Below are 20,833 nucleotides of genomic sequence, written 5' to 3'. Positions count from 1 at the left end.
GTCCTCCTCCTGGTGCCGTCATCTGTGCCGCGCCGGTCACTTCTCGTGGAGGGCGCCGGGCTTGTGCACCGCGGTCTTGCCGGTCTTGTCGCTCTCGACCTCGTACTGCGGCTCGTCCTTGCTGGCCTTGACCTTCCGGCCGCCCGCCTCCGTCTCGGAGGTGATCTCGCGCTTGACGGTCCCCTCGACCTCCTGGCCGTGGCTCTTCCAGGTGACGTGGTCACCCTTCTTCACGTCGTCCGACACGTGGCCCTCCCCGGGTGCTCGGCGTGGTTCCCCCGCCTCTGCCCGGCGCAGGCCCGGGACACACATCACCCGTCCGGGAGTGCCAATCACCCGTGCGGGCACTGACGCACGGGCGATCGTCACGTAGCGTTTCGCCCGACGGAGAGCGCCACGTCGTTTTCGCTGCTCAAAGCAGGGTGAACGAACACTCAGCGTGACGACTCCGTCCTCGATCGCCGGCCCGGTCGACCCCATTCCCCCGGGGTCGGCCGGGTCGGCCCGCATCTAGGCTCGGGCCCCGTGACCGTCCCAGACCCCACCCGGCCGGTCGACGTCCTCACCGTGACCTCGGTCCACGACGTCACCCCCTCGGTGCGCCGCGTCCTGCTCTCGGGCACGCCCGCAGCGGCCGCGGCCGCTGGCCCCACGATCTCGCTGCTGGTCCCCCGGGTCGGCGACCCGGCGCCGCGCTGGCCGTCGGTGCAGCGCGACGGGCGGATCGTCTGGCCCGAGGGCGCGCACGGGGTGAGCCTGCGCAGCTACACCGCCCGACGGCAGGACCCCGAGCGCGGTGAGGTGGAGATCGACTTCGTGCTGCACGGCGACGGCCCGGCGGCGGCGTGGGCCGGGGCCGCCGTCCCCGGGACGACGGTGGCCGTCGCGGGCGGCGGCCCGCTGGGCGACCGCCCGGCCGGGTGGCTGCTGCTGGCCGGCGACGAGACGGCGCTGCCGGCGATCACCCGGATCCTGGCGTCGGCGCCGCCCTCGACCCGCGGCATCGCGCTGGTCGAGGTCGCCGACGCCGCCGAGGAGCAGCCGCTACCGGCACCGGAGGGGCTGGAGGTCCGCTGGCTGCACCGCGAGGGCACCCCGCCCGGCGAGGGGAGGCTGCTGGTCGACGCCGTCTCGGCACTGGATCGGCCCGAGGGCGAGGACCTCTTCGCCTGGGTGGCCGCGGAGTCCGCGACGGTCCGGGCGGTGCGCGCCGACCTCCGCGGCCGGTGGGGGCTGAGCCGGGCGCAGCACCACGCGATCGGCTACTGGCGGCGCGGTCGGGCGATGGGCGGGTGAGCCCCGTCCAGGCTCCTCACAGGGAACGCCCAGGGCTGCTCCAGCCGCGGGCCGCACTCTCGTGACATGCCCACCGCTACGCGTTCGACGGGAGGTGCTGTGAGCAGCACCGACAGGGGCTCGGCACCGGAGGCCCGCCTCCTGGTGGTGGACGACGAGCCCAACATCCGCGAACTGCTGTCGGCCAGCCTCCGCTACGCCGGCTTCGAGGTGGCCACGGCCGCGGACGGGCAGCAGGCGCTGGCGATGGCGACGTCCTTCCGCCCGGACCTGCTGGTGCTCGACGTGATGATGCCCGGGCTGGACGGCTTCGGCGTCGTCCGCCGGCTGCGGGAGAGCGGTCGGCACACCCCCGTGTTGTTCCTCACCGCCCGCGACGCGGCGGAGGACAAGGTGTCCGGGCTGACCCTGGGCGGCGACGACTACGTCACCAAGCCGTTCAGCCTCGACGAGGTGCTCGCCCGCATCCGCGCCGTGCTGCGCCGCAGCACCGGACCGCAGCGCCCCGCCGACTCCCCGCGCCTCACCTTCGCCGACATCGAGCTCGACGAGGAGTCGCACGAGGTGATCAAGGCCGGCCAGGTGGTCAGCCTGTCGCCGACGGAGTTCAAGCTCCTGCGCTACCTGATGGCCAACGCCGGGCGGGTGCTGTCCAAGGCGCAGATCCTGGACCACGTGTGGAACTACGACTTCAACGGCGACGCGAACGTGGTGGAGTCCTACATCTCGTACCTGCGCCGCAAGGTGGACACGACCGAGCCGCGGCTGCTGCACACCATCCGCGGCGTGGGCTACACGCTGCGGCTGCCACGCGGCACGTGACCGAGGTCGCGGGGGCACGCCGCGAGGTGGCACCGTCGGGCAGGAGCTCGACCAGCACCGGCGAGGAGGGCACGTGACCGAGGTCGCGGGGTCACGCCACGAGGTGGCACCGCCGGGCACGAGCTCGACCAGCACCGGCGAGATCAGCCATGCCGGCGCCGGCGCGTCCCGGCAGACCGCCGTGGCGCCCGCCCGTTCCTGGTCGGCGCCCCGACTGCCACTACGGATCACCCTCGTGGCGATGCTCCTGGGCCTGGTCGCCCTCGCACTGACCCTGACGGGGTTCATCACCAGCGCGCTGCTCCAGGACTACGCGCGGGGACAGCAGAACCAGCAGCTCCGCGACACCCTGGTCAGCTACGAGGACAAGCCGTGGTTCCGCAACGGGTGCGCGGGACGATGGGGAGGGCCGGATGAGCCCACGATCGGGACGATCTACGTGGCCTGCCTGCCCCCCGGGGACGACGAGGCCATCCTGATCTCCGGGCCGCCACGGCCCCAGCGGAGTCTGCCGGTGATCAGGGGCGAGGCCGTCGACCGGCTGCTCGACGACACCGGCCGACCCGTCTTCGCAGAAGCGGCGGACGGCACGAACTGGCTGCTCATGAGCCTGGACGTGGGCGACGGCGTGACCGCGATCGCGGGGGTCGACCTCGACCGCGACGACCGCCTGATCCACCGGCTGGTCGCCCTGCAGGTGGTGGTCGGCCTCGTCATCCTGGTCCTGCTCGGCTACGCCGCGTACGGGTTGGTCCGCAACAGCCTGCGCCCGCTCACCGAGGTGGAGCGCACGGCCGCCGCGATCGCCGCCGGCGACCTCTCCCAGCGCGTGCCGGCCGGGGACGACCGCACCGAGGTGGGCCGGCTCGCCACCGCCCTCAACGGGATGCTCGCCCGCATCGAACGGTCCTTCCGGGCCCAGCAGGCCTCCGAGGAGCAGGCGCGCGCCTCGGAGACCCGGATGCGCCGGTTCGTCGCCGACGCCAGCCACGAGCTGCGCACCCCGCTGACCTCCATCCGCGGCTTCGCCGAGCTCTACCGGCAGGGCGCGGTCGGCAGTCCGGAGGAGACCGCCCGGCTGATGCAGCGCATCGAGTCCGAGGGCGCCCGGATGGGCGTGCTGGTCGAGGACCTGCTGCAGCTGGCCCGCCTGGACCAGCAGCGCCCGCTGACCATCACGCCGGTCGACCTGGCCGAGGTCGCCGGGGACGCCGTCCACGACGCCCACGCCGTCCAGCCCGACCGGCCGATCACCCTGCACCTGGACCAGGCGCTCAGCGAGGTCCCCGTGGTCCTCGGCGACGAGGCCCGGCTGCGGCAGGTCGTCGGCAACCTGGTGACCAACGCCCTGGTGCACACGCCACCGACCGCGCCGGTCACGGTCAGCATCTCCGACGAGCCGGCGCCGAGCGACGGGACGGCGGACGGCGACGACGGCGGCGTGGTCGTGCTGCGGGTGGCCGACCAGGGCCCGGGCATGGCGCCCGAGGACGCCGCGCGGGTGTTCGAGCGCTTCTACCGCGCCGACCCGTCCCGGGCCCGGACGGCGGGCGGCACCGGACTGGGGCTGGCCATCGTCAGCGCCCTGGTGCACGCCCACGGCGGCACGGTGTACCTGGACACCGCCCCCGGCCGGGGCGCGACGTTCACCGTCCGGCTGCCCCGGTCCGGCCCGGGCCCAGCGGCCCCGCCGGTGCCGGACGGCCCGGCGACCTGAGCCACCGGGTGGTCCGGTTACCGTCCGCGGGTGACCTCCGACGCGGGCGGGCAGCCCTACGACGCCGACCTGATGGCCGCGGTGACCGAGCTCGGCACAGCTCTGCGGGAGCTGGTGGACGCCTCCGTGCTCACCACCCTCCCGGCCGGCCAGCTGCGGGCCGCGGCCGCCGACGCGCGGGCCGTCACCGCCCGCCTGGTCGCCGCGCAGCGGCCGGTGACGCAGTTGCCCGCGCTGGACGACCCGCTGGTCTTCCGCCGCGTCTACAACCCGGTGAGCGGAGTGGGCAGCGCTCTCGCCCCGCCGGTGCGGATCCGCCGGGTCGAGGGCGGCGTCGTCGGCGAGGCCCTGCTCGGCCCGGCCTACGAGGGCCCGCCCGGCTACGTGCACGGCGGCATGAGCAGCCTGCTCATGGACCAGCTGCTCGGCTCGGCCGCGATCGCCGCGGGGCTGTGGGGCATGACCGTCCGCCTGGAGGCGGACTACCGGCGGCCGGTGCCGCTGTCGACGCCCCTCACGATGCGGGCGCAGGTCACCGAGGCCGCCGGCCGCAAGTGCGTCGTCACCGGCACGATCGCGACCGCGGCAGCGCCCGACCGGACGCTGGTCGAGGCCCGCGGTGTGTTCGTCATGCCGCGCGAGGAACTGCGCGCCGACTACTTCGGCGCGATCACCGATGCCTCCGGTCAGCACCGGCCACCGGGGCGCCCCACCGACGCCACGGCCCTGTCCGACCGTCCGTGACGGACGTCGAGGTCGCCGCCGCCGCGGCCCGGGCGGCCGCCGCCGTCCTCACCGGGCTGCGCGACGAGGGCCGGCTCACCGGCCGGGCGCTCGGGGACGCCGGCGACGCCGCCGCGCAGGCCGCGATCGCCGGCGTGCTGGCCGAGCAGCGACCGGGCGACGCGGTGTTCAGCGAGGAGGCGGTCGACGACCGCCGCCGGCTGATCGCCGACCGGGTGTGGATCGTCGACCCGCTCGACGGCACCCGCGAGTACGGCGAGGCGCCGCGGCCGGACTGGGCGGTGCACGTGGCGTTGTGGTCGGCCGGCGAGCGTGGGGTGGGTGGGGATCTCGTCGCAGGGGCCGTGGCGCTGCCGGCGCTGGGCGAGGTGCTGGTGACCGACCCCGCGCCCGTGGTGCCCCCGCCGAGGGGCGGCCGGCCGCGGATCGCGGTCAGCCGCAGCCGCCCGCCCGCGGTGGCCGCCACCGCGGCGGCGGCCCTCGACGCCGAGCTGGTGCCGATGGGCTCGGCCGGGTGGAAGGTGACCGCCGTCATCCGCGGCGAGGCCGACGCCTACGTGCACGCCGGTGGCATGTACCAGTGGGACTCGGCCGCGCCGGTCGCCGTCGCGCGGGCCGCGGGGCTCACCGCCGTCCGGCTCGACGGTTCGGCCCTGGTCTACAACGGCCCGGACGCGTGGCTGCCGGACCTGCTGGTGTGCCGCCCGGAGCTCACCGACCGGCTGCTCGCGGCGGTGGGAGGGGGGTCACAGCCGCCGCGTTGAGCGCATGCCGGACACTGGTCCCCGGGAATTCCCCCCGGACCGGTGCGGTTGGAGCTGGTTCGAGCCCATGCCCCCGACGCTCCGGAGACCTGCCGCGTGACGACACCCGACTACCGGCTCTCCCAGCTCGAGACGCTGGAGGCCGAGTCCATCCACGTGATCCGTGAGGTGGCCGCCGAGCTCGAGCGGCCGGTGCTGCTGTTCTCCGGCGGCAAGGACTCCATCGTGATGCTGGAGCTGGCCCGCAAGGCGTTCGCGCCGGCCCGCATCCCGTTCCCGGTCATGCACGTGGACACCGGGCTGAACTTCCCCGACGTCCTGGAGTTCCGCGACAAGCGGGTCGCCGAGCTCGGCGTCCAGCTGATCGTCGCCTCGGTGCCCGACGCGATCGCCGCCGGCACGGTCAAGCAGGAGCCCAACGGCTCCCGCAACCGCATCCAGACGCCGGTGTTGCTCGACGCGGTCGAGGAGCACGGCTTCACCGCGCTGTTCGGCGGCGCCCGCCGCGACGAGGACAAGGCGCGGGCGAAGGAGCGGGTGTTCTCCTTCCGCGACGAGTTCGGCCAGTGGGACCCGAAGAACCAGCGCCCCGAGCTGTGGGACATCTACAACGGCCGGATCCACCTCGGCGAGTCGATCCGGGTCTTCCCCCTGTCGAACTGGACCGAGCTCGACATCTGGCAGTACATCTCCCGCGAGCAGATCGCCATCCCGCCGCTGTACCTCGCCCAGGAGCGGGAGGTCGTGGAGCGGCAGGGGATGCTCTACGCGGTCAACGAGTTCATCCGGCCCAGGGACGGCGAACAGCCGTTCCGCGCGACGGTCCGCTACCGCACCGTCGGCGACGCGAACCTCACCGCTGCCGTCCGCTCGGAGGCCACCACCGTCGAGGAGGTCATCGCCGAGATCGCGGTGACCCGGATGACCGAGCGGGGCGCCACCCGGGGCGACGACAAGGTCAGCGACGCCGCCATGGAGGACCGGAAGAAGGAGGGCTACTTCTGATGGCCTCGAACACCGACACCACGTACCCCACCGTGACCGACGCCGACGAGCCGGTCGACGTGCACTCCCCCGTCGCCGAGCACGCCGTGGAACTGGCCACGGCGCGCAAGGACATCCTGCGCATCGCGACCGCCGGCTCGGTGGACGACGGCAAGAGCACGCTGATCGGCCGGCTGCTCTACGACAGCAAGGCGATCTTCGAGGACCAGTACGAGGCCGTGGCCCGCGCCAGCAAGGGCGACCACGTCGACCTCGCGCTGCTCACCGACGGCCTGCGGGCCGAGCGCGAGCAGGGCATCACCATCGACGTCGCCTACCGCTACTTCGCCACCCCACGGCGCACGTTCATCCTGGCCGACACCCCCGGCCACGTGCAGTACACGCGCAACATGGTCACCGGCGCCTCGACCGCCGACCTGGCGATCGTGCTGGTCGACGCCCGCAAGGGCATGGTGGAGCAGAGCCGCCGGCACGCCTTCCTCGCCTCGCTGCTGCGGGTGCCGCACCTGGTGGTCGCCGTCAACAAGATGGACCTCGTCGACTGGTCGGAGGAGGTCTTCGAGTCGATCGCCGACGAGTTCAGCGCGTTCGCGGCCAAGCTCAGCGTGCCGGACCTGACCGTCGTCCCCATCTCGGCGCTGCACGGCGACAACGTCGTCACACACTCGGCGAACACGCCCTGGTACGAGGGCCCGACGCTGCTCCACCACCTCGAGCACGTGCACGTGGCCAGCGACCGCAACCTCACCGACGCGCGGTTCCCGGTGCAGTACGTCATCCGGCCGCAGACCGAGGAGCACCACGACTACCGCGGCTACGCCGGTACCGTCGCCAGCGGGGTCTTCCGCGTCGGTGACGACGTCACGGTGCTGCCCAGCGGCCTGCCGACGACGATCGCCGGCATCGACGGCCCGCGCGGCCCGGTGGACGAGGCCTTCCCGCCGATGGCGGTGACGCTGCGACTCGCCGACGACCTCGACATCTCCCGCGGCGACCTCATCAGCAAGCCGGAGAACGCCCCGACGGCGACGCAGGACCTCGACGCGCTGGTCTGCTGGATGACCGACGAGCCGCTGCGGCCGCGCCAGCGGATCGCGGTCAAGCACACCACCCGCACGGCGCGCGCGATGGTCAAGGAGCTGGCCTACCGGCTCGACGTGAACACGCTGCACCGGGACCGGGAGGCCACCGAGCTCGGCCTCAACGACATCGGCCGGGTGCGCCTGCGCGTCACCCAGCCGCTGTTCGTCGACGACTACACCCGCAACCGGGTGACCGGCCGCTTCATCCTGGTCGACGAGGCCACCAACGCCACCGTCGGCGCCGGGATGCTCACCCCCGCCGGCTGAACGAGGCCCCTCCGGGCACCGCCCCGAGCCTGCGAGGGGTGACGAGAGAGGGGTGGCCCTCCTGCAGGGGCCCGCCGCGAGCCTGCGAGCGGTGGGTCCCTGCAGGGGGGTCCTCTGTCAGGCTGCGGCTGCGGGAGCCCCTGCTGCCTTCTCCAGCGCCCGGCGGGTGAGCAGCCGGGCGAGGTGGCGGCGGTACTCCTGGTCGGCGTGCATGTCCGCGCCCGGGCTGGTGCCCTGGTCGGCCAACGCCGCGGCCTCCTCGATGGAGGCGCCACGGGCCAGGGCCTCCTCGGTGGCGGTGGCGCGCACGACCGACCCCGCCATGTTGGCCAGCGCGACGCGGAGCTGTCCGCCCGCCCCACCACCCCGACTGCCGACCGCGGCGGCCGCGACGATCGGCCAGTCGTTGGCCCGGCGGGTGAACTTCTCGTAGGCCCAGCCGGCCGAGCCGGTGCGCGGCACCCGGATCTCGACGATCAGCTCGTCCTCGGCCAGCGCCGTCTCGAAGAACCCGAGCCAGAACTCGGTGATCGGGATGTCCCGGCGCCCGCTCGGGCCCTGGACGACGACCGTGCCGCCCAGCGCCAGCAGCGCGGTGGGCAGGTCCGACGCCGGGTCGCTGTGCGCGACCGTGCCGCCGATGGTGCCGCGGTGGCGCACCTGCGGGTCGCCCACCTGGCTGGCGACGTAGGGCAGGAGCGGCGCCTCCGCCTGGGCGACCTCGTCCTTCTCCAGCTCGTGGTGCCGGGTGCCCGCGCCGATGGCGACCTCGTCGCCGTCCACGCGGACGTAGGACAGCCCCGGGATGCGGCTGATGTCGATGAGCACCGCCGGCATGGCCAGGCGCAGCTTCATCAGCGGCAGCAGCGAGTGCCCGCCGGCGAGGACCTTCGCGTCGTCCCCGTGCTCGACGAGCGCGGCCACCGCCTCCTCGACCGAGGTCGGCCGCACGTACTCGAACGACCCGGGGATCATGCCCACTCCTCGCTGGCGCTCGTCGGGCGCATGACCCGGGATGCTGCGCCCTCGGATGCCCTCGCGAGCTCGGTCATCGGGACACCTCCTGCGCCTGCGGGACCTGACCGGCGGCGGGGCCGGCCCCGGCCGCGCTCCGGACCGCCCGGACGATGTTGTGGTAGCCGGTGCAGCGGCAGAGGTTGCCCTCCAGCCCCTCCCGGATCTCGCGGTCGGTGGGGTCGGGGTTGTCGGCCAGGACGCCGATGGCGGCCATCACCATGCCCGGGGTGCAGAACCCGCACTGCAGACCGTGCTCCTCGCGGAACGCCTGCTGCATCGGGTGCATCTCGCCGTCCGGACCGGCCAGCCCCTCGATCGTGGTCACCTGCGCGCCGTCGGTCTGGGCCGCCAGGACCGTGCACGACTTCACCGACAGCCCGTCCACGATGACGGTGCACGCGCCGCACGAGGTGGTGTCGCATCCGAGGTTGGTCGCCTTCAGCCCGCAGACCTCACGCAGGTAGTGCGCCAGCAGCAGCCGGGGTTCCACGTCGTCGGTGCGCTGCTGTCCGTTGACGGTGATCGAGACCTGCATCAGTTGGCTCCCTGGGCCTGCTGGATGGCCCGGAACACCCGCATCGGGGTGGTGGGCATGTCGATGTGCCGGACGCCGAGGTGGGCCACGGCGTCGATGACCGCGTTCTGCACGGCCGGGGTGGCGCCGATCGTCCCGGCCTCGCCGATGCCCTTCGCGCCGAGCGCGTTCATCGGGGTCGGCGTGGCCATCTCGACGAGTTCGAAGCTGGGCAGCTCGGTGGCGGAGATGAACGGGTAGTCGGCCAGCGTCGAGGTGGTCGGGTTGCCGTCCTCGTCGTAGAGCACCTCCTCCAGCAGCGCCTGCGCCACCCCCTGGGCGTAGCCGCCGTGCCGCTGCCCCTCGGCCAGCAGCGGGTTGAGGATCGTGCCGGCGTCGTCGACCGCGATCAGCCGGGACACCTCGGCCTTGCCGGACTCGACGTCCACCTCCACGACCACCACGTGGGCGCCGAAGGGGAACGTCGGCGCCGCGGCGGTGAACCTGGTCTGCACCAGCAGCTGCTCGTCCTCGGCCAGCTCGGCGAACGTGATCCCCGTCCCCGGCGTCCCGCGCACGGCGAGCCCGGCGAGACCCAGGTCGACGATCAGGTCCTCGGGGTCGACCTCCAGCTTCTCCGCGGCCCGCTGCCTGGCCAGCTCGACCAGCTCGCCGGCCGCCTGGTGCACCGCCGCGCCGCCCTGCTGCAGGCTGCGCGACCCCATCGTCCCGCCGCCCTCCGGCACCCGGTCGGTGTCGCCGTGCACCACGGTGATCTTCTCCACCGGGATGCCGAGCTGGTCGCTGGCGATCATCGCCCACGCGGTGGCGTGCCCCTGGCCGTGCGGGGAGGTGCCGGTGAGCACCGTCGCCGTGCCGTCCGGGTGGACCTCGAGCGAGGCGGCCTCCCCGGTGCCGGCGCCGTTGTCGGCCCCGGTGATCTCGACGTACACGGACATCCCGATGCCGAGCTGCCGCGCGTCCCCCCGCTCCCGGCGCCGGGCCTGCTCGGCCCGCAGCTCGGGATAGCCCGCGGCCTCGAGCGCCTTGTCCAGGGCCGCGGTGTAGTCGCCGTTGTCGTAGGTGGCGCCCATCGGTGTCTTGTGCGGCTCGCTGAACGCCGGCAGCAGGTTCTTCCGGCGCACCTCGGCCGGGTCCATGCCGATCTCGGCGGCGAACAGGTCGATCGCCCGCTCCAGCGCCGCGGTGGCCTCCGGCCGGCCCGCGCCCCGGTAGGCGCCGATGGACGTCGTCGTGGTGGCCAGCGCGCGGGCCTGGGCGTGCACCCGCGGGAAGCCGTAGACCCCGGGGGCCATCAACATGGTCAGGGTGGGCAGCACCGTGCCGATCCGGGGGTAGGACCCGCAGTCCTGGTCCACCACGAGGCTGTACGCCTCGATCGTCCCGTCCCGGCGGCCTCCGATGGTGACCACCTGGTCCTGCGCCCGGCCGTGCAGCATGCCGATCAGGTTCTCCGACCGGTTCTCCGCCCAGCGCACCGGCCGGCCGACGTGCCGGGCCAGCCAGGCGATCAGGGCGTACTCGGGATCGGCGCCGATCTTGGCGCCGAAGCCACCGCCGACGTCGGGGGTGATCAGGTGGATCAGGTCGGGGTCCATCTTGAGCCAGTCCCCGAACTGCCCCCTGGCCTGCTGGGCGCCCTGGTTGGTGCACCAGACGGTGGCCCGGCCGTCCTCGCCCCAGACGGCGGCCGCGGCCCGGCTCTCCAGCGGCACCGGCGCCACCCGCTGGTTGACCATCGACTGGGTCACGACGACCTCGCAGCCGTCGAAGAAGTCCGCCGGCGCGGGTTCGCCGAACGAGGCCATGACGTTGGTGCCCGCCTCGGGGAACAGCAGCACCTCGTCGGAGGCCGCCGCGGCGGTGCCGACCACCGCGGGCAGCGGGTCGATGTCGACGGCGACCATCTCGGCGGCGTCCTCGCCCTGGTAGCGCTCCTCGGTGAGGACGACGGCGATCGGGTCGCCGACGAACCGGACGCGGTCCGACGCCAGCCACGGTCGGGTCATCGCGGAGTTGACGAACGGGAAGGGCGGTGGGATCGGGACGAGGTCGGCGACGTCCTCGGCCGTGACCACGGCGACCACGCCCGGCGCCTCCAGGGCGGCGGAGGTGTCGACCGACAGCAGCCGGCCGTGGGCGACGGTGGACCGCACGAAGGTCGCGTGCAGCGCCCCGGTGAGCCGGTCGTCGGCCAGGTCGTCGGTGTAGGTCGCTCCGCGTGTCAGGAACAGCGGGTCTTCGGTGCGGACCACCCGCGTACCGAGGATGCTCATGTGCTCACCTTCCGTGCGGTGGGTGACCGCGGTCACTATCGACGATCGAGCGCCCCTCCGCCACCCCATCCTCCTGCGGACCCGCCGGTGCCGGGGCCGGCGGTCGCGCCGGATGTGCCGAGCTGACCGGGATGGACGGCCGGGCTGCTCACCACGCTGCCGGTGCTCTGCTTCGGCGCCTTCGCCAGGCTGGCGCCGGGCATCGCCCGGCGGGTGGGCCTCGAGCTCGCCGTCGCGGCGTCACGGCGTCGCTGCTCGTGCTGGCCGCAGGGATCGCGCTGCGGCTGTTCGCGCCCGTGGCCCTGCGCTGCGCCGGCAGCCTGCTGGCGGGCCGCGCCTCCAGCGTGGCGCCGCACGACGCCGGGCGGGTCCTGTCGGTCACGCCCGGCGTCGGTCGGTCGAGGGTCAGCCCGCGGGGTCGGCGTTGGGGTCGGGCGCCTTGCTGGCGTCGCCGTCCCAGTCCTTGCCCGCCACGTCAGCGTGCTCGGAGATGCTGTCGGTCTGCTCGGCGACGGTCTGCACCATCTCCTCGTCGGAGAGCCCCTCGCCCGCGCTGTAGGTCTTGCCGTCCGGCTCGCTCATGCCGTCTCCTCCTCGCTGGATCGGTCCCCCCGCCCCTCCCCGGGAGCCGTCGTCGGCAAACCCGGGCCGGAGCCACGGCGGCCGTCCCCCGGCCCCGCAGCCGCGAGCTCGAACCAGACCCGCTTGCCGTCGGTGTGGTCCTCGACCCCCCAGCGGTCGGCGATGCCCTCCACCAGCTGCATCCCCCGTCCCCGCCGGGCGGCGACCTCGAACTCCCGCACGACCGGCCGGAGCGCGGAGCCGTCAGCGACCGAGATGCGCAGCCAGTCCTCGGACAACGCGACCTCGAGGGTGAAGGAGGCACCGCCGGCGACGTGGTCGACCACGTTGGTGACGAGCTCGGTGACGAGGAGGGCGGCGTCTCCGGCGTCGTGCGGAGCCTTCCAGGCGCCCAGCAGGTCCAGCACGAGGTGCCGGGCGACCGGGACGCTGGCGGGCACCGGTCTCAGGTCGACCGTGGCGGTGAGCGTGGACATCCGGACTCCCCCTCGACGGGGTCCCGAACGCAGGCGAACCCATGGGCGCGGACTCGATGCCGCGCCACCCCGTTGTACGCAACGTAAGCGTCGCGAGGGTCGCACGCAACGACCATTGCCCAGCGAGGGCTGTGGCGTGTCACGGGTCTTGCACTCGGCCCCGGGACGACGGATAGTGGGCAACCGGATTGCTCGCATCCATCCACCACGAGAGTCGGAGGGCCCGTGTCGACCGACCGCACCGAGCAGGACCCGGCCGTCCGTGCGCTCACCGAGCTCCTGACCGTGCTGGACACCTGCATGATCGAACTGGGTGGCGCCCGCACGCGGGCCGAGAAGCTGCTCGAGGAGCGGCAGAGCGGCCGCGCCTGGCTGGACCTCGTCACCGCCGAGTCCCGCCCGCTGGTCGTCGAGCAGCTCAGCTCGGTGATGGCCGCCCTGGCCGGCGCCGGGGGCGCCTGGCGGCGCGAGCAGGCGTACGCCCTGGCCTCCGAGCAGGTCAGCATCAACCGGATCGCCGCGATGTTCGGCGTCACCCGTCAGCGCATCTCCGCCCTGCTCCGCGAGCGGGCCCGCGGCGCCCACAGCTGAGAGAGGACCTGCCCCCGCCACTCGCAGGCTCGCGCCAGGCCCCGTCCAGAGGCTCGCCGCTGGCCCCGTCCCGGGTCCCGCCCCGAGCGTGCGAGGGGTGGGGAGGACGGGGTCCTTCCACGGTGAGGAGGACGGAGTCCTCCTGCCTGCAGGGGGCCTCGGGACGGCGCGGCCTCCTGCTAGGCGATGAGCGCGTCGATGGCCTTGTGGACCCGCTGCTCCGACACCGGCCGCGGGGTGCCGACGCTCTGCGCGAACAGGCTGACCCGCAGCTCCTCGAGCATCCAGCGCACCCGGGCCACCGGGTCGTCGGGCGCCCCCGTCGACGGCACCTGGGCGCGCAGCTGCTCGTACTCGGCGGTGACCGCGGCGACCTGCTGCATCCACAGCTCGTCGCGCACGGCGTTGGCGGGCAGCTTCTCCAGCCGGTGCGCCATCCCCCTGAGGTAGCGCACCAGGTCCGGCAGCCGGCGCCGCCCGGCCGCGGTGACGAAGCCGCGGTGCAGCAGGCCGCCCATCTGCCGGCGCAGGTCCGCGACCGCCGCCTGGGGCACCCGCCGTCCCGGCGCCGCACCGATCGCGACGGCGACCTCGCGGGCCTGGACCAGCACCGCCTCGACCCGCCGCACGGTGTCGGTGGTCAGCGGCAGCAGCTGCGCGCGGGCGGTCTGCACCAGCGCGGCGAAGCCGACCTCGTCCCGCGGTGGCCCGCCGGCAGCGGCGAGCAGCTCGTCGGCGACCGCGTCCACGCAGTCGTCGACCAGCGCGGGGATCTCACCGTCGGGGTTGAACTGCAGCGCCAGCCGGGTGGCCGGGGACAGCCCCTTCACCACCTGCCGGGTGGGTGAGCCGGCGACCAGCACCAGCAGCCGCCGGGCCCCGCGCCAGGTCAGCCGGGTGGCCTCGACCTCGGTGGCGACCACGCGGACGCCGACCGTCGTCCCCTCGTCGACCAGCGCCGGGTGAGCGGTGACCACGTGCCCGCCGCGGCGGACCTCGACGGTGCGCGGCAGCGTGCCGAACGTCCAGGCGGTCTGGCCGGTGCGCTCGACGTCCGAGGCGGCCGCGGCCAGGCTGGCCCGGCTCTGCGGCGCGACCTCGCGGCGCAGCGCCTGCAGGTCCTTGCCGGTGGCCAGGGGACGGTGCCGGTCGTCGACGACGCGGAACGTGGCCCGCAGGTGGTCGGGCACCTGGTCCGGCGCCCACGCGTCCGGCGGGACGACGACCCCCGCGACCCGCCGTAGCTCGCGCTCCAGCGCCGGCAGCAGCGGCTCGGTCGGCGTGATGCGCGGCAGCACCTCGCGCACCCGGTCGGGGATCGGCACCAGCGCGCGGCGCAACTGCTTGGGCAGGGTGCGCAGCAGCGCGGTCACCAGCTCCTCGCGCAGCCCCGGGACGGTGAAGGCCAGCGACTCGCCGGACGTCCGCTCGGCGACGGTGTCCAGCACGGCCAGCGGGACGTCGACGGTGACGCCGTCGGTCGGGGTGCCCGGCGCGAACGCGTAGGACAGCGGCAGGGTCAGCCCCTGCGTCAGCGGCACCTCGTCCGGGAAGTCCTCGACCCGCACCTGGCCGGCCGCGGCGGCGTTGGTGAGCATCTCCGGGGGAAAGGTGAGCAGGTCCGGCTGCTCGCGCCGCGCGCCCTTCCACCACCTGTCGAAGTGCCGGGTGGAGACGACGTCCGCCGGGATGCGGGCGTCGTAGAGCTCGAACAGCGTCTCGTCGTCCACCCGGATGTCACGACGCCGGGCCCGCTCCTCCAGCTCGGCGACCCGCTGCATCGCCTTCTGGTTGTCGTGCCAGAAGCGGTGGTGCGTCGTCCACTCGCCCTGGACGAGGGCGTGCCGGATGAACAGCTCGCGGGAGACGACCGGGTCGATCGAGCCGTACTGCACGCGGCGGCCGACGACCAGCGGGATGCCGTAGAGGGTGACCCGCTCGGTGGCGACGACCGAGCCGCGTTTGGCGTCCCAGCGCGGCTCGGAGTACTGCCGCTTGACCAGGTGCTCGGCCAGCCGCTCGACGACCTCGGGGTCGATCCGGGCGACGGTGCGGGCGAACAGCCGGCTGGTCTCCACCAGCTCGGCGGCGACCACCCAGCGCGGCGGCTTCTTCGCCAGCGGGGTACCGGGGGCGAGGACGAAGCGGGCGTTGCGGGCGCCCAGGTACTCGCGGCCCCCGCGCCGCCGGTCGCCGTCCCTCCCCTTGGTGTCCTCCACCTGGAGACCGACGTGGGAGAGCAGGCCGGCCAGCAGCGCGGTGTGGATGCCGCGCTCGTCGGGCTCGGCCGCGAGCTCACCGACGGACATGCCCAGCCGGCGCGCGGTGCTGCGCAGCTGGCCGTAGAGGTCCTGCCACTCGCGGATGCGCAGGTAGTGCAGGAACTCGCGCTTGATCGTGCGCCGGAACTGGCTGCCCGACAGCGCCTCCTGCTGCTCGCCGAGGTACCGCCACAGGTTGAGCAGCGCGAGGAAGTCGGAGTTCTCGTCGGCGAACCGGGCGTGCGCCTGGTCGGCGGCCTGCTGGTGCTCGGTGGGCCGCTCGCGGGGGTCCTGGATGGTCAGCCCCGCGGCGATGACCAGGACCTCCTCCAGCACGCCCCGCCGGTCGGCCTCGACGACCATCCGCGCCATCCGCGGGTCCAGCGGCAGGGCGGCCAGCGCCCGGCCGGTGGGGGTCAGCGCGCCGTCCCCGGCGAGGGCGCCGAGCTCCTCGAGCAGCGCCACGCCGTCGGCGACCGCGCGCCGGTCCGGCGGGTCGATGAACGGGAAGTCGGCGACGTCCCCCAGCTCGAGGGCGGCCATCTGCAGCAGCACCGAGGCCAGGCTGGTGCGCAGGATCTCCGGGTCGGTGTACTCCGGCCGGCTCTCGAAGTCCTCCTCGGTGTAGAGCCGGATGGCGATGCCCTCGGAGGTGCGCCCGCAGCGACCGGAGCGCTGCCGCGCCGAGGCCTGGCTGATCGGCTCGATCGGCAGCCGCTGCACCTTCAGCCGGGAGCTGTACCGGGAGATGCGCGCGGTACCCGGGTCGACGACGTAGCGGATCCCGGGCACCGTCAGCGAGGTCTCGGCGACGTTGGTGGCCAGCACGATCCGCCGCCCGGTGTGCGGGGCGAAGACGCGGTGCTGGTCGGCCGCTGAGAGCCGCGAGTAGAGCGGCAGCACCTCGGCGGAGGGGAAGCGCTCGGTGAGGACGTCAGCGGTGTCGCGGATCTCCCGCTCACCGGCGAGGAAGACCAGGACGTCGCCCGGGCCCTCGGCGGTCAGCTCGGCGACGGCGTCGGCGATGGCGGTGACCTGGTCCCGGTCCGGGTCGGATGTCGGGTCGTCGGGGTCGACCACCGGCCGGTAGCGGACCCCGACCGGGTAGGTGCGCCCGCTGACCTCGACGACCGGGACCTCGGCCCCGTCGACCGAGCCATGCCCGTCGTCGCCGAGTCCTGCGAAGTGCTTGGCCACCCGCTCGACGTCGATCGTCGCCGAGGTGATGACCAGCTTGAGGTCGGGACGCCGGGGCAGGATCTGCGCCAGGTAGCCGAGCAGGAAGTCGATGTTGAGGCTGCGCTCGTGCGCCTCGTCGAGGATGAGCGTGTCGTACTGGCGCAGCAGCCGGTCGCGGCCGATCTCGGCCAGCAGGACGCCGTCGGTCATGACCTTGACCAGCGTCGTGTCGCCGACCTGGTCGGTGAAGCGCACCTTCCAGCCGACGACCTCGCCCAGCGGGGTCTCCAGCTCCTCGGCGATCCGCTCGGCCACGGTGCGCGCGGCGATCCGCCGCGGCTGGGTGTGCCCGATCCGGCCCCGCACGCCGCGGCCGAGCTCGAGGGCGATCTTGGGCAGCTGGGTGGTCTTGCCCGAGCCGGTCTCCCCCGCCACCACGACCACCTGGTGCTCGCGCAGCGCCGCGGCGATGTCCTCGCGGCGGGCACTGACCGGCAGCTCCGCGGGGTAGCGCACGGTCGGGACGGCGGCGCGACGACGGGCGATCCGCTCCTCGGCGGCCGCGACGTCGGCGGCGATCCGCGAACGCTGCCGGGCCCGGGCCTCGGCGTCCCTGGTCCTGCGGGTGCCGTCGAGCCGGCGGCGCAGCCGGTGCTCGTCCTCGAGGGTCAGGCCGGCCAGCCGCGCACGCAGGTCGTCGGGCGGGGTGGTCACGACGGTCTCCTCGTCTGGGGGCAAGGCATGGGGCGCGCGGCGGCGGGTGGACGGCGACCGGCGCGGTCTCCAGGATCGCACCGGACGCCGTGTGGCGGTCGTGGCCCGCCTCACTTGCATGGGCCGTACAACTGTTTGCTTGATCCGTACAACAGCTTGTACGGTGCATGCGTTCCGTCCCCTGTCCGCTGGAGACCGCCGTGCCGTCACGCGCTCGGGTGCCCGACCCCGCCACGCCCGGCGACGACCGGCTCGCCGACCTGCGCACGCTCGGCGAGCAGCTGCCGCGCTTCATGCGGTTGGTGCACGCCCTCAAGGCGCACCAGGCCACCGAGGGCCGCGCCGCGCTGGTCCTGCTGTTCCCGCTCGAGCGGCTCGGCCCGCTGCGGCAGAGCACGCTGGCCGAGCTCGTGCACGCCGACCCGTCGACGGTCAGCCGGCACGTGTCCTCGCTGATCGAGCAGGGGCTGGTCCAGCGGGTCGCCGACGAGACCGACGGGCGGGCCAGCCGTCTCGTCGTCACCGACGCCGGCTCCGCCGCACTGCAGCAGGTCCGGGCCGAGCGGGAGGCCCACCTCGCCGCGGCCACCGCCGACTGGCCGACCGCGGAGCTGACCGCCCTCACCCGGCTGTTCGGCCGCCTCCTCGACGACCTCACCGCGTCACTGCCCACCGAACCCGCCGCCGTGCCAGGCGCCGCCCGACCGAGAGAGAAGTGATGACGCACAGCACCCGCGCCCGCGTGGCAGAGCGGAGCGGCGCCCGAGCGGCGGCCTCCGCACCGGGCGCGGACGGCGCCTTCACCCACCGGCAGATCCTCACGATCATCGCCGGGCTGATGGTCGCGATGTTCCTGGCGGCGCTCGACCAGACCGTCGTCGCGACCGCGATCCGCACGATCGCCGACGACCTGGACGGCTACGACCTGCAGGCGTGGGCGACGACGGCCTTCCTCATCACGTCGACGATCTCGACCCCGCTGTACGGGAAGCTCTCCGACATCTACGGACGACGGCCGTTCTACCTGTTCGCGATCGGGGTCTTCGTCGTCGGCTCGGTGCTCTGCGGCATCGCCGACACGATGTACCAGCTGGCCGCCTACCGGGCGCTCCAGGGCGTCGGCGCCGGTGGCCTGATGTCGCTGGCCCTGGCGATCATCGGCGACATCGTGCCGCCGCGGGAGCGCTCGCGGTACCAGGGCTACTTCATGGCCGTCTTCGGCACCTCCAGCGTGCTCGGCCCGGTCATCGGCGGCTTCCTCGCCGGCCAGTCCTCGCTGCTGGGGCTGACCGGCTGGCGCTGGATCTTCATGATCAACGTGCCCCTCGGGATGCTGGCCTTCGCCGCCGTGTACCGGGTGCTGCACCTGCCGCACGTGCGCCGGGACCACCGGATCGACTGGCCCGGGGCGCTGGCGCTGATCACCTTCGTCGTGCCGCTGCTCGTCGTCGCCGAGCAGGGCCGTGTCTGGGGCTGGACGTCGGGCCGGGCCCTGCTCTGCTACGTCGTCGGTGCCGTCGGCCTCGCCCTCTTCCTGGTGGCCGAGCGGGCCTTCGGCGACGAGGCGCTGCTGCCGCTGCGGCTGTTCGGCAACCGCAGCTTCGCCGTCGCCAGCAGCGGCAGCGTGGTGGTGGGCGCCGCCATGTTCGGCGGTCTGCTGCTGCTCCCCCAGTACCTGCAGATCGTGCACGGCTCCAGCGCCACCGTCGCCGGGCTGCAGATGATCCCCCTGGTCGCCGGGATCATGATCGGCGCGATGAGCTCGGGCATCACGATCTCCAAGACCGGGAAGTACAAGGTCTTCCCCCTGGCCGGCACCAGCCTGATGGCCGCCGCCCTGCTGTCGCTGTCCTTCGTCGTCGGCGCCGAGACGTCGATCTGGGTGCTGGTGCCGTTCATGGTCCTGCTTGGCGTGGGGCTGGGCTTCAACTTCCAGCCCGCGGTGCTCGCGGTGCAGAACGCCGTGCCACCGAGCCAGATGGGCGTGGCCACCTCCTCGGTCACGTTCTTCCGTCAGATGGGCGCCACGATCGGCACCGCCGCGTTCCTCTCCGTGCTGTTCAGCCGCCTCCCGGTGGAGATCGAGGAGTCGGTGACGTCGGCGGCGGCCACGGACCCGCGGGTCGCGCAGGCGCTGCAGAGCGGTCAGCTGCAGGCCGGCGGCGACCTCTCGGACACCTCGTTCATCCAGGGGCTGCCGTCGTTCCTGGCGCTGCCGTTCAAGACCGGGTTCTCCACCTCGATCGACCTGGTGTTCCTCATCGCCGCGGTCGTGGCGGCGATCGGGTTCTTCGTGTTCCTGTTCCTGCCGCAGCTGGCGTTGTCGAACAAGTCCGGCATCCAGGCCGCCCGCGAGGCGGCGCGGCAGACCGCGGGTGAGCCGTCCGCCGACGAGCCGGCCGGTCAGCCCACGCAGGCGGTCGGCGCCGCGGCCCCGACGTCCACCGCCCCGCCGGTGGGTCGCCCTGGCGACGCCGAGACGGCCGATCCCCACCGCGACGGGCAGCCGAAGCACGGGGCCCAGCACTCGTTCGACGTGGTGCTCCGGGGCTCCGACCGGCACCAGGTGGCCGAGACGATCGAGCGCCTCGAGGCCGACATCCAGGTGGCGATGGCCGACCGCGACGCGGCGATGAGCCGCTGGTCCGACCTCGCCGACCAGATCTCGGCGCTGCACGCGGAGATCGACCAGCTGCGCCCCCAGGTGGCATCGTCCGGGCCGCCGACCCTCGAGAACATCAGCGAGCGCATCCAGCACCTGCTGCGGCTGGCCGAGGAGGAGGCCGCGGAGATCCGTCGGGCCGCCGAGCAGGAGGCCCAGGCGCTGCGGGAGCACACCGCCGCCGAGGAGCGGGCGATGCACGAGCGGCACGCCGCCGGTCAGGCCGAGGTCGACCGGATGATCGCCGAGGCCCGGCAGAACGCCGAGCAGATCGCCAGCGCGGCGCAGATCCGCGCCGACGAGCTGGTCGCCGAGGCCCAGGAGAAGGTCGCCCGGCTCGACGCCGAGTCGCAGGCCCGGCGGGCCAAGGTCGAGCAGGACTTCGAGGTCGCCCGGCGGGCGCGCCGCCAGGAGGCCGCCCGCCTGGAGGAGGAGCGGGAGCGCTCCGCGACCGAGGCCGCCCGCCAGCGGGTCGCCGCGGCCGAGGAGCACGCCGCCCGGCTGATCAGCGAGGCCGAGGCCTCCGCGGCGGCCGTCCGTGCGATGCGCGACGAGCTCACCGGCCGGCTGGTGGAGACCCGCCGGCCGCTCGAGCGGCTGCCCGAGGACCCCGCAGGTGACACGGCGTCCCGGGTCGACCCGGCGACGGTCGCGCAGCCCGCGGTCCGGCCCGACGCCGCCGACGACACCGACACCGGCAGCCAGCCGGTCACCCCTGGCCGGCGCTGACCCCCGGGACTCGTCCTGCTCGGTGGTCGGACACCGCGGGACACCGCCATCCCCTGCCGCCGGTCCGGTCCACGGGCGGCGGGAGGGAGCCCACCGCGACACGGCAGCGGCCCG

General features: G+C 74.1%; 17 protein-coding genes. 10 read left to right on the top strand and 7 right to left on the bottom strand.

Going from position 1 to position 20,833, the window contains the following annotated elements; all coding sequences use genetic code 11:
• Positions 1–36: 36 nt before the first annotated feature.
• A complete protein-coding gene (locus ACWIX7_RS15440; RefSeq protein ID WP_448617332.1) occupies positions 37–246 on the bottom strand; it encodes a DUF2945 domain-containing protein in 210 nt (69 codons plus the stop codon).
• Positions 247–525: 279 nt separating this feature from the next.
• Between ACWIX7_RS15440 and ACWIX7_RS15435 the strand changes: the two genes are divergently transcribed.
• The 7 genes from ACWIX7_RS15435 to ACWIX7_RS15405 all read left to right on the top strand — a co-directional run bounded on the left by ACWIX7_RS15435 (position 526) and on the right by ACWIX7_RS15405 (position 7,697).
• Complete coding sequence (locus ACWIX7_RS15435; RefSeq protein WP_448617331.1) at positions 526–1,296, top strand: siderophore-interacting protein; 771 nt, start codon at positions 526–528, stop codon at positions 1,294–1,296.
• Positions 1,297–1,395: 99 nt separating this feature from the next.
• The gene (locus ACWIX7_RS15430; protein WP_448617330.1) at positions 1,396–2,118 is read left to right on the top strand and encodes a response regulator transcription factor; all 723 of its coding nucleotides are present in this window, start codon (positions 1,396–1,398) and stop codon (positions 2,116–2,118) included.
• A 73-nt stretch (positions 2,119–2,191) separates the two neighbouring features.
• Positions 2,192–3,835, top strand: coding sequence for a sensor histidine kinase (locus ACWIX7_RS15425; protein ID WP_448617329.1), 1,644 nt, complete (start codon positions 2,192–2,194; stop codon positions 3,833–3,835).
• A gap of 30 nt (positions 3,836–3,865) precedes the next feature.
• A complete protein-coding gene (locus ACWIX7_RS15420) occupies positions 3,866–4,579 on the top strand; it encodes a PaaI family thioesterase (RefSeq protein ID WP_448617328.1) in 714 nt (237 codons plus the stop codon).
• On the top strand, positions 4,576–5,343 hold the full coding sequence (locus ACWIX7_RS15415) for an inositol monophosphatase family protein (protein WP_448617327.1): 768 nt from the start codon (positions 4,576–4,578) through the stop codon (positions 5,341–5,343). The genes ACWIX7_RS15420 and ACWIX7_RS15415 overlap by 4 nt, the downstream gene beginning before the upstream one ends.
• A gap of 96 nt (positions 5,344–5,439) precedes the next feature.
• Positions 5,440–6,348 (top strand): sulfate adenylyltransferase subunit CysD, encoded by a 909-nt coding sequence (gene cysD, locus ACWIX7_RS15410; RefSeq protein ID WP_448617326.1) that lies wholly within the window; start codon positions 5,440–5,442, stop codon positions 6,346–6,348.
• Positions 6,348–7,697: a sulfate adenylyltransferase subunit 1 gene (locus ACWIX7_RS15405; RefSeq protein ID WP_448617325.1), complete on the top strand. Its 1,350-nt coding sequence runs from the start codon at positions 6,348–6,350 to the stop codon at positions 7,695–7,697. Before cysD ends, ACWIX7_RS15405 begins: the two co-directional genes overlap by 1 nt.
• Before the next feature lie 117 nt (positions 7,698–7,814).
• On the opposite strand, the gene ACWIX7_RS15400 is transcribed toward ACWIX7_RS15405, so the two are convergent.
• The 5 genes from ACWIX7_RS15400 to ACWIX7_RS15380 form a co-directional block, all read right to left on the bottom strand.
• The gene (locus ACWIX7_RS15400; protein WP_448617324.1) at positions 7,815–8,672 is read right to left on the bottom strand and encodes an FAD binding domain-containing protein; all 858 of its coding nucleotides are present in this window, start codon (positions 8,670–8,672) and stop codon (positions 7,815–7,817) included.
• A gap of 73 nt (positions 8,673–8,745) precedes the next feature.
• Positions 8,746–9,249 carry a (2Fe-2S)-binding protein gene (locus ACWIX7_RS15395; protein ID WP_448617323.1) on the bottom strand — a complete coding sequence of 168 codons (504 nt, stop codon included), beginning with the start codon at positions 9,247–9,249 and terminating at the stop codon, positions 8,746–8,748.
• Positions 9,249–11,525: a xanthine dehydrogenase family protein molybdopterin-binding subunit gene (locus tag ACWIX7_RS15390; protein WP_448617322.1), complete on the bottom strand. Its 2,277-nt coding sequence runs from the start codon at positions 11,523–11,525 to the stop codon at positions 9,249–9,251. Before ACWIX7_RS15390 ends, ACWIX7_RS15395 begins: the two co-directional genes overlap by 1 nt.
• Positions 11,526–11,930: 405 nt before the next feature.
• Complete coding sequence (locus ACWIX7_RS15385) at positions 11,931–12,107, bottom strand: hypothetical protein (protein WP_448617321.1); 177 nt, start codon at positions 12,105–12,107, stop codon at positions 11,931–11,933.
• The gene (locus tag ACWIX7_RS15380; RefSeq protein ID WP_448617320.1) at positions 12,104–12,583 is read right to left on the bottom strand and encodes an ATP-binding protein; all 480 of its coding nucleotides are present in this window, start codon (positions 12,581–12,583) and stop codon (positions 12,104–12,106) included. The genes ACWIX7_RS15385 and ACWIX7_RS15380 overlap by 4 nt, the downstream gene beginning before the upstream one ends.
• A 225-nt stretch (positions 12,584–12,808) precedes the next feature.
• Between ACWIX7_RS15380 and ACWIX7_RS15375 the strand changes: the two genes are divergently transcribed.
• Positions 12,809–13,174 (top strand): hypothetical protein, encoded by a 366-nt coding sequence (locus ACWIX7_RS15375; RefSeq protein WP_448617319.1) that lies wholly within the window; start codon positions 12,809–12,811, stop codon positions 13,172–13,174.
• A gap of 179 nt (positions 13,175–13,353) precedes the next feature.
• Here ACWIX7_RS15375 and hrpA read toward each other — a convergent pair whose 3' ends face one another.
• Positions 13,354–17,328, bottom strand: a complete 3,975-nt coding sequence (hrpA, locus tag ACWIX7_RS15370; protein WP_448617318.1) for an ATP-dependent RNA helicase HrpA — start codon at positions 17,326–17,328, stop codon at positions 13,354–13,356.
• Positions 17,329–17,528: 200 nt separating this feature from the next.
• Between hrpA and ACWIX7_RS15365 the strand changes: the two genes are divergently transcribed.
• Both ACWIX7_RS15365 and ACWIX7_RS15360 read left to right on the top strand, forming a co-directional pair.
• Positions 17,529–18,047, top strand: a complete 519-nt coding sequence (locus tag ACWIX7_RS15365; RefSeq protein WP_448617317.1) for a MarR family winged helix-turn-helix transcriptional regulator — start codon at positions 17,529–17,531, stop codon at positions 18,045–18,047.
• 23 nt (positions 18,048–18,070) lie between these two features.
• A complete protein-coding gene (locus ACWIX7_RS15360; protein WP_448617316.1) occupies positions 18,071–20,719 on the top strand; it encodes a DHA2 family efflux MFS transporter permease subunit in 2,649 nt (882 codons plus the stop codon).
• The last annotated feature ends 114 nt before the right edge of the window (positions 20,720–20,833 follow it).

This window comes from Geodermatophilus sp. URMC 65 (assembly GCF_053502545.1).
This window is presented reverse-complemented; position numbering and strand designations above follow the sequence as displayed.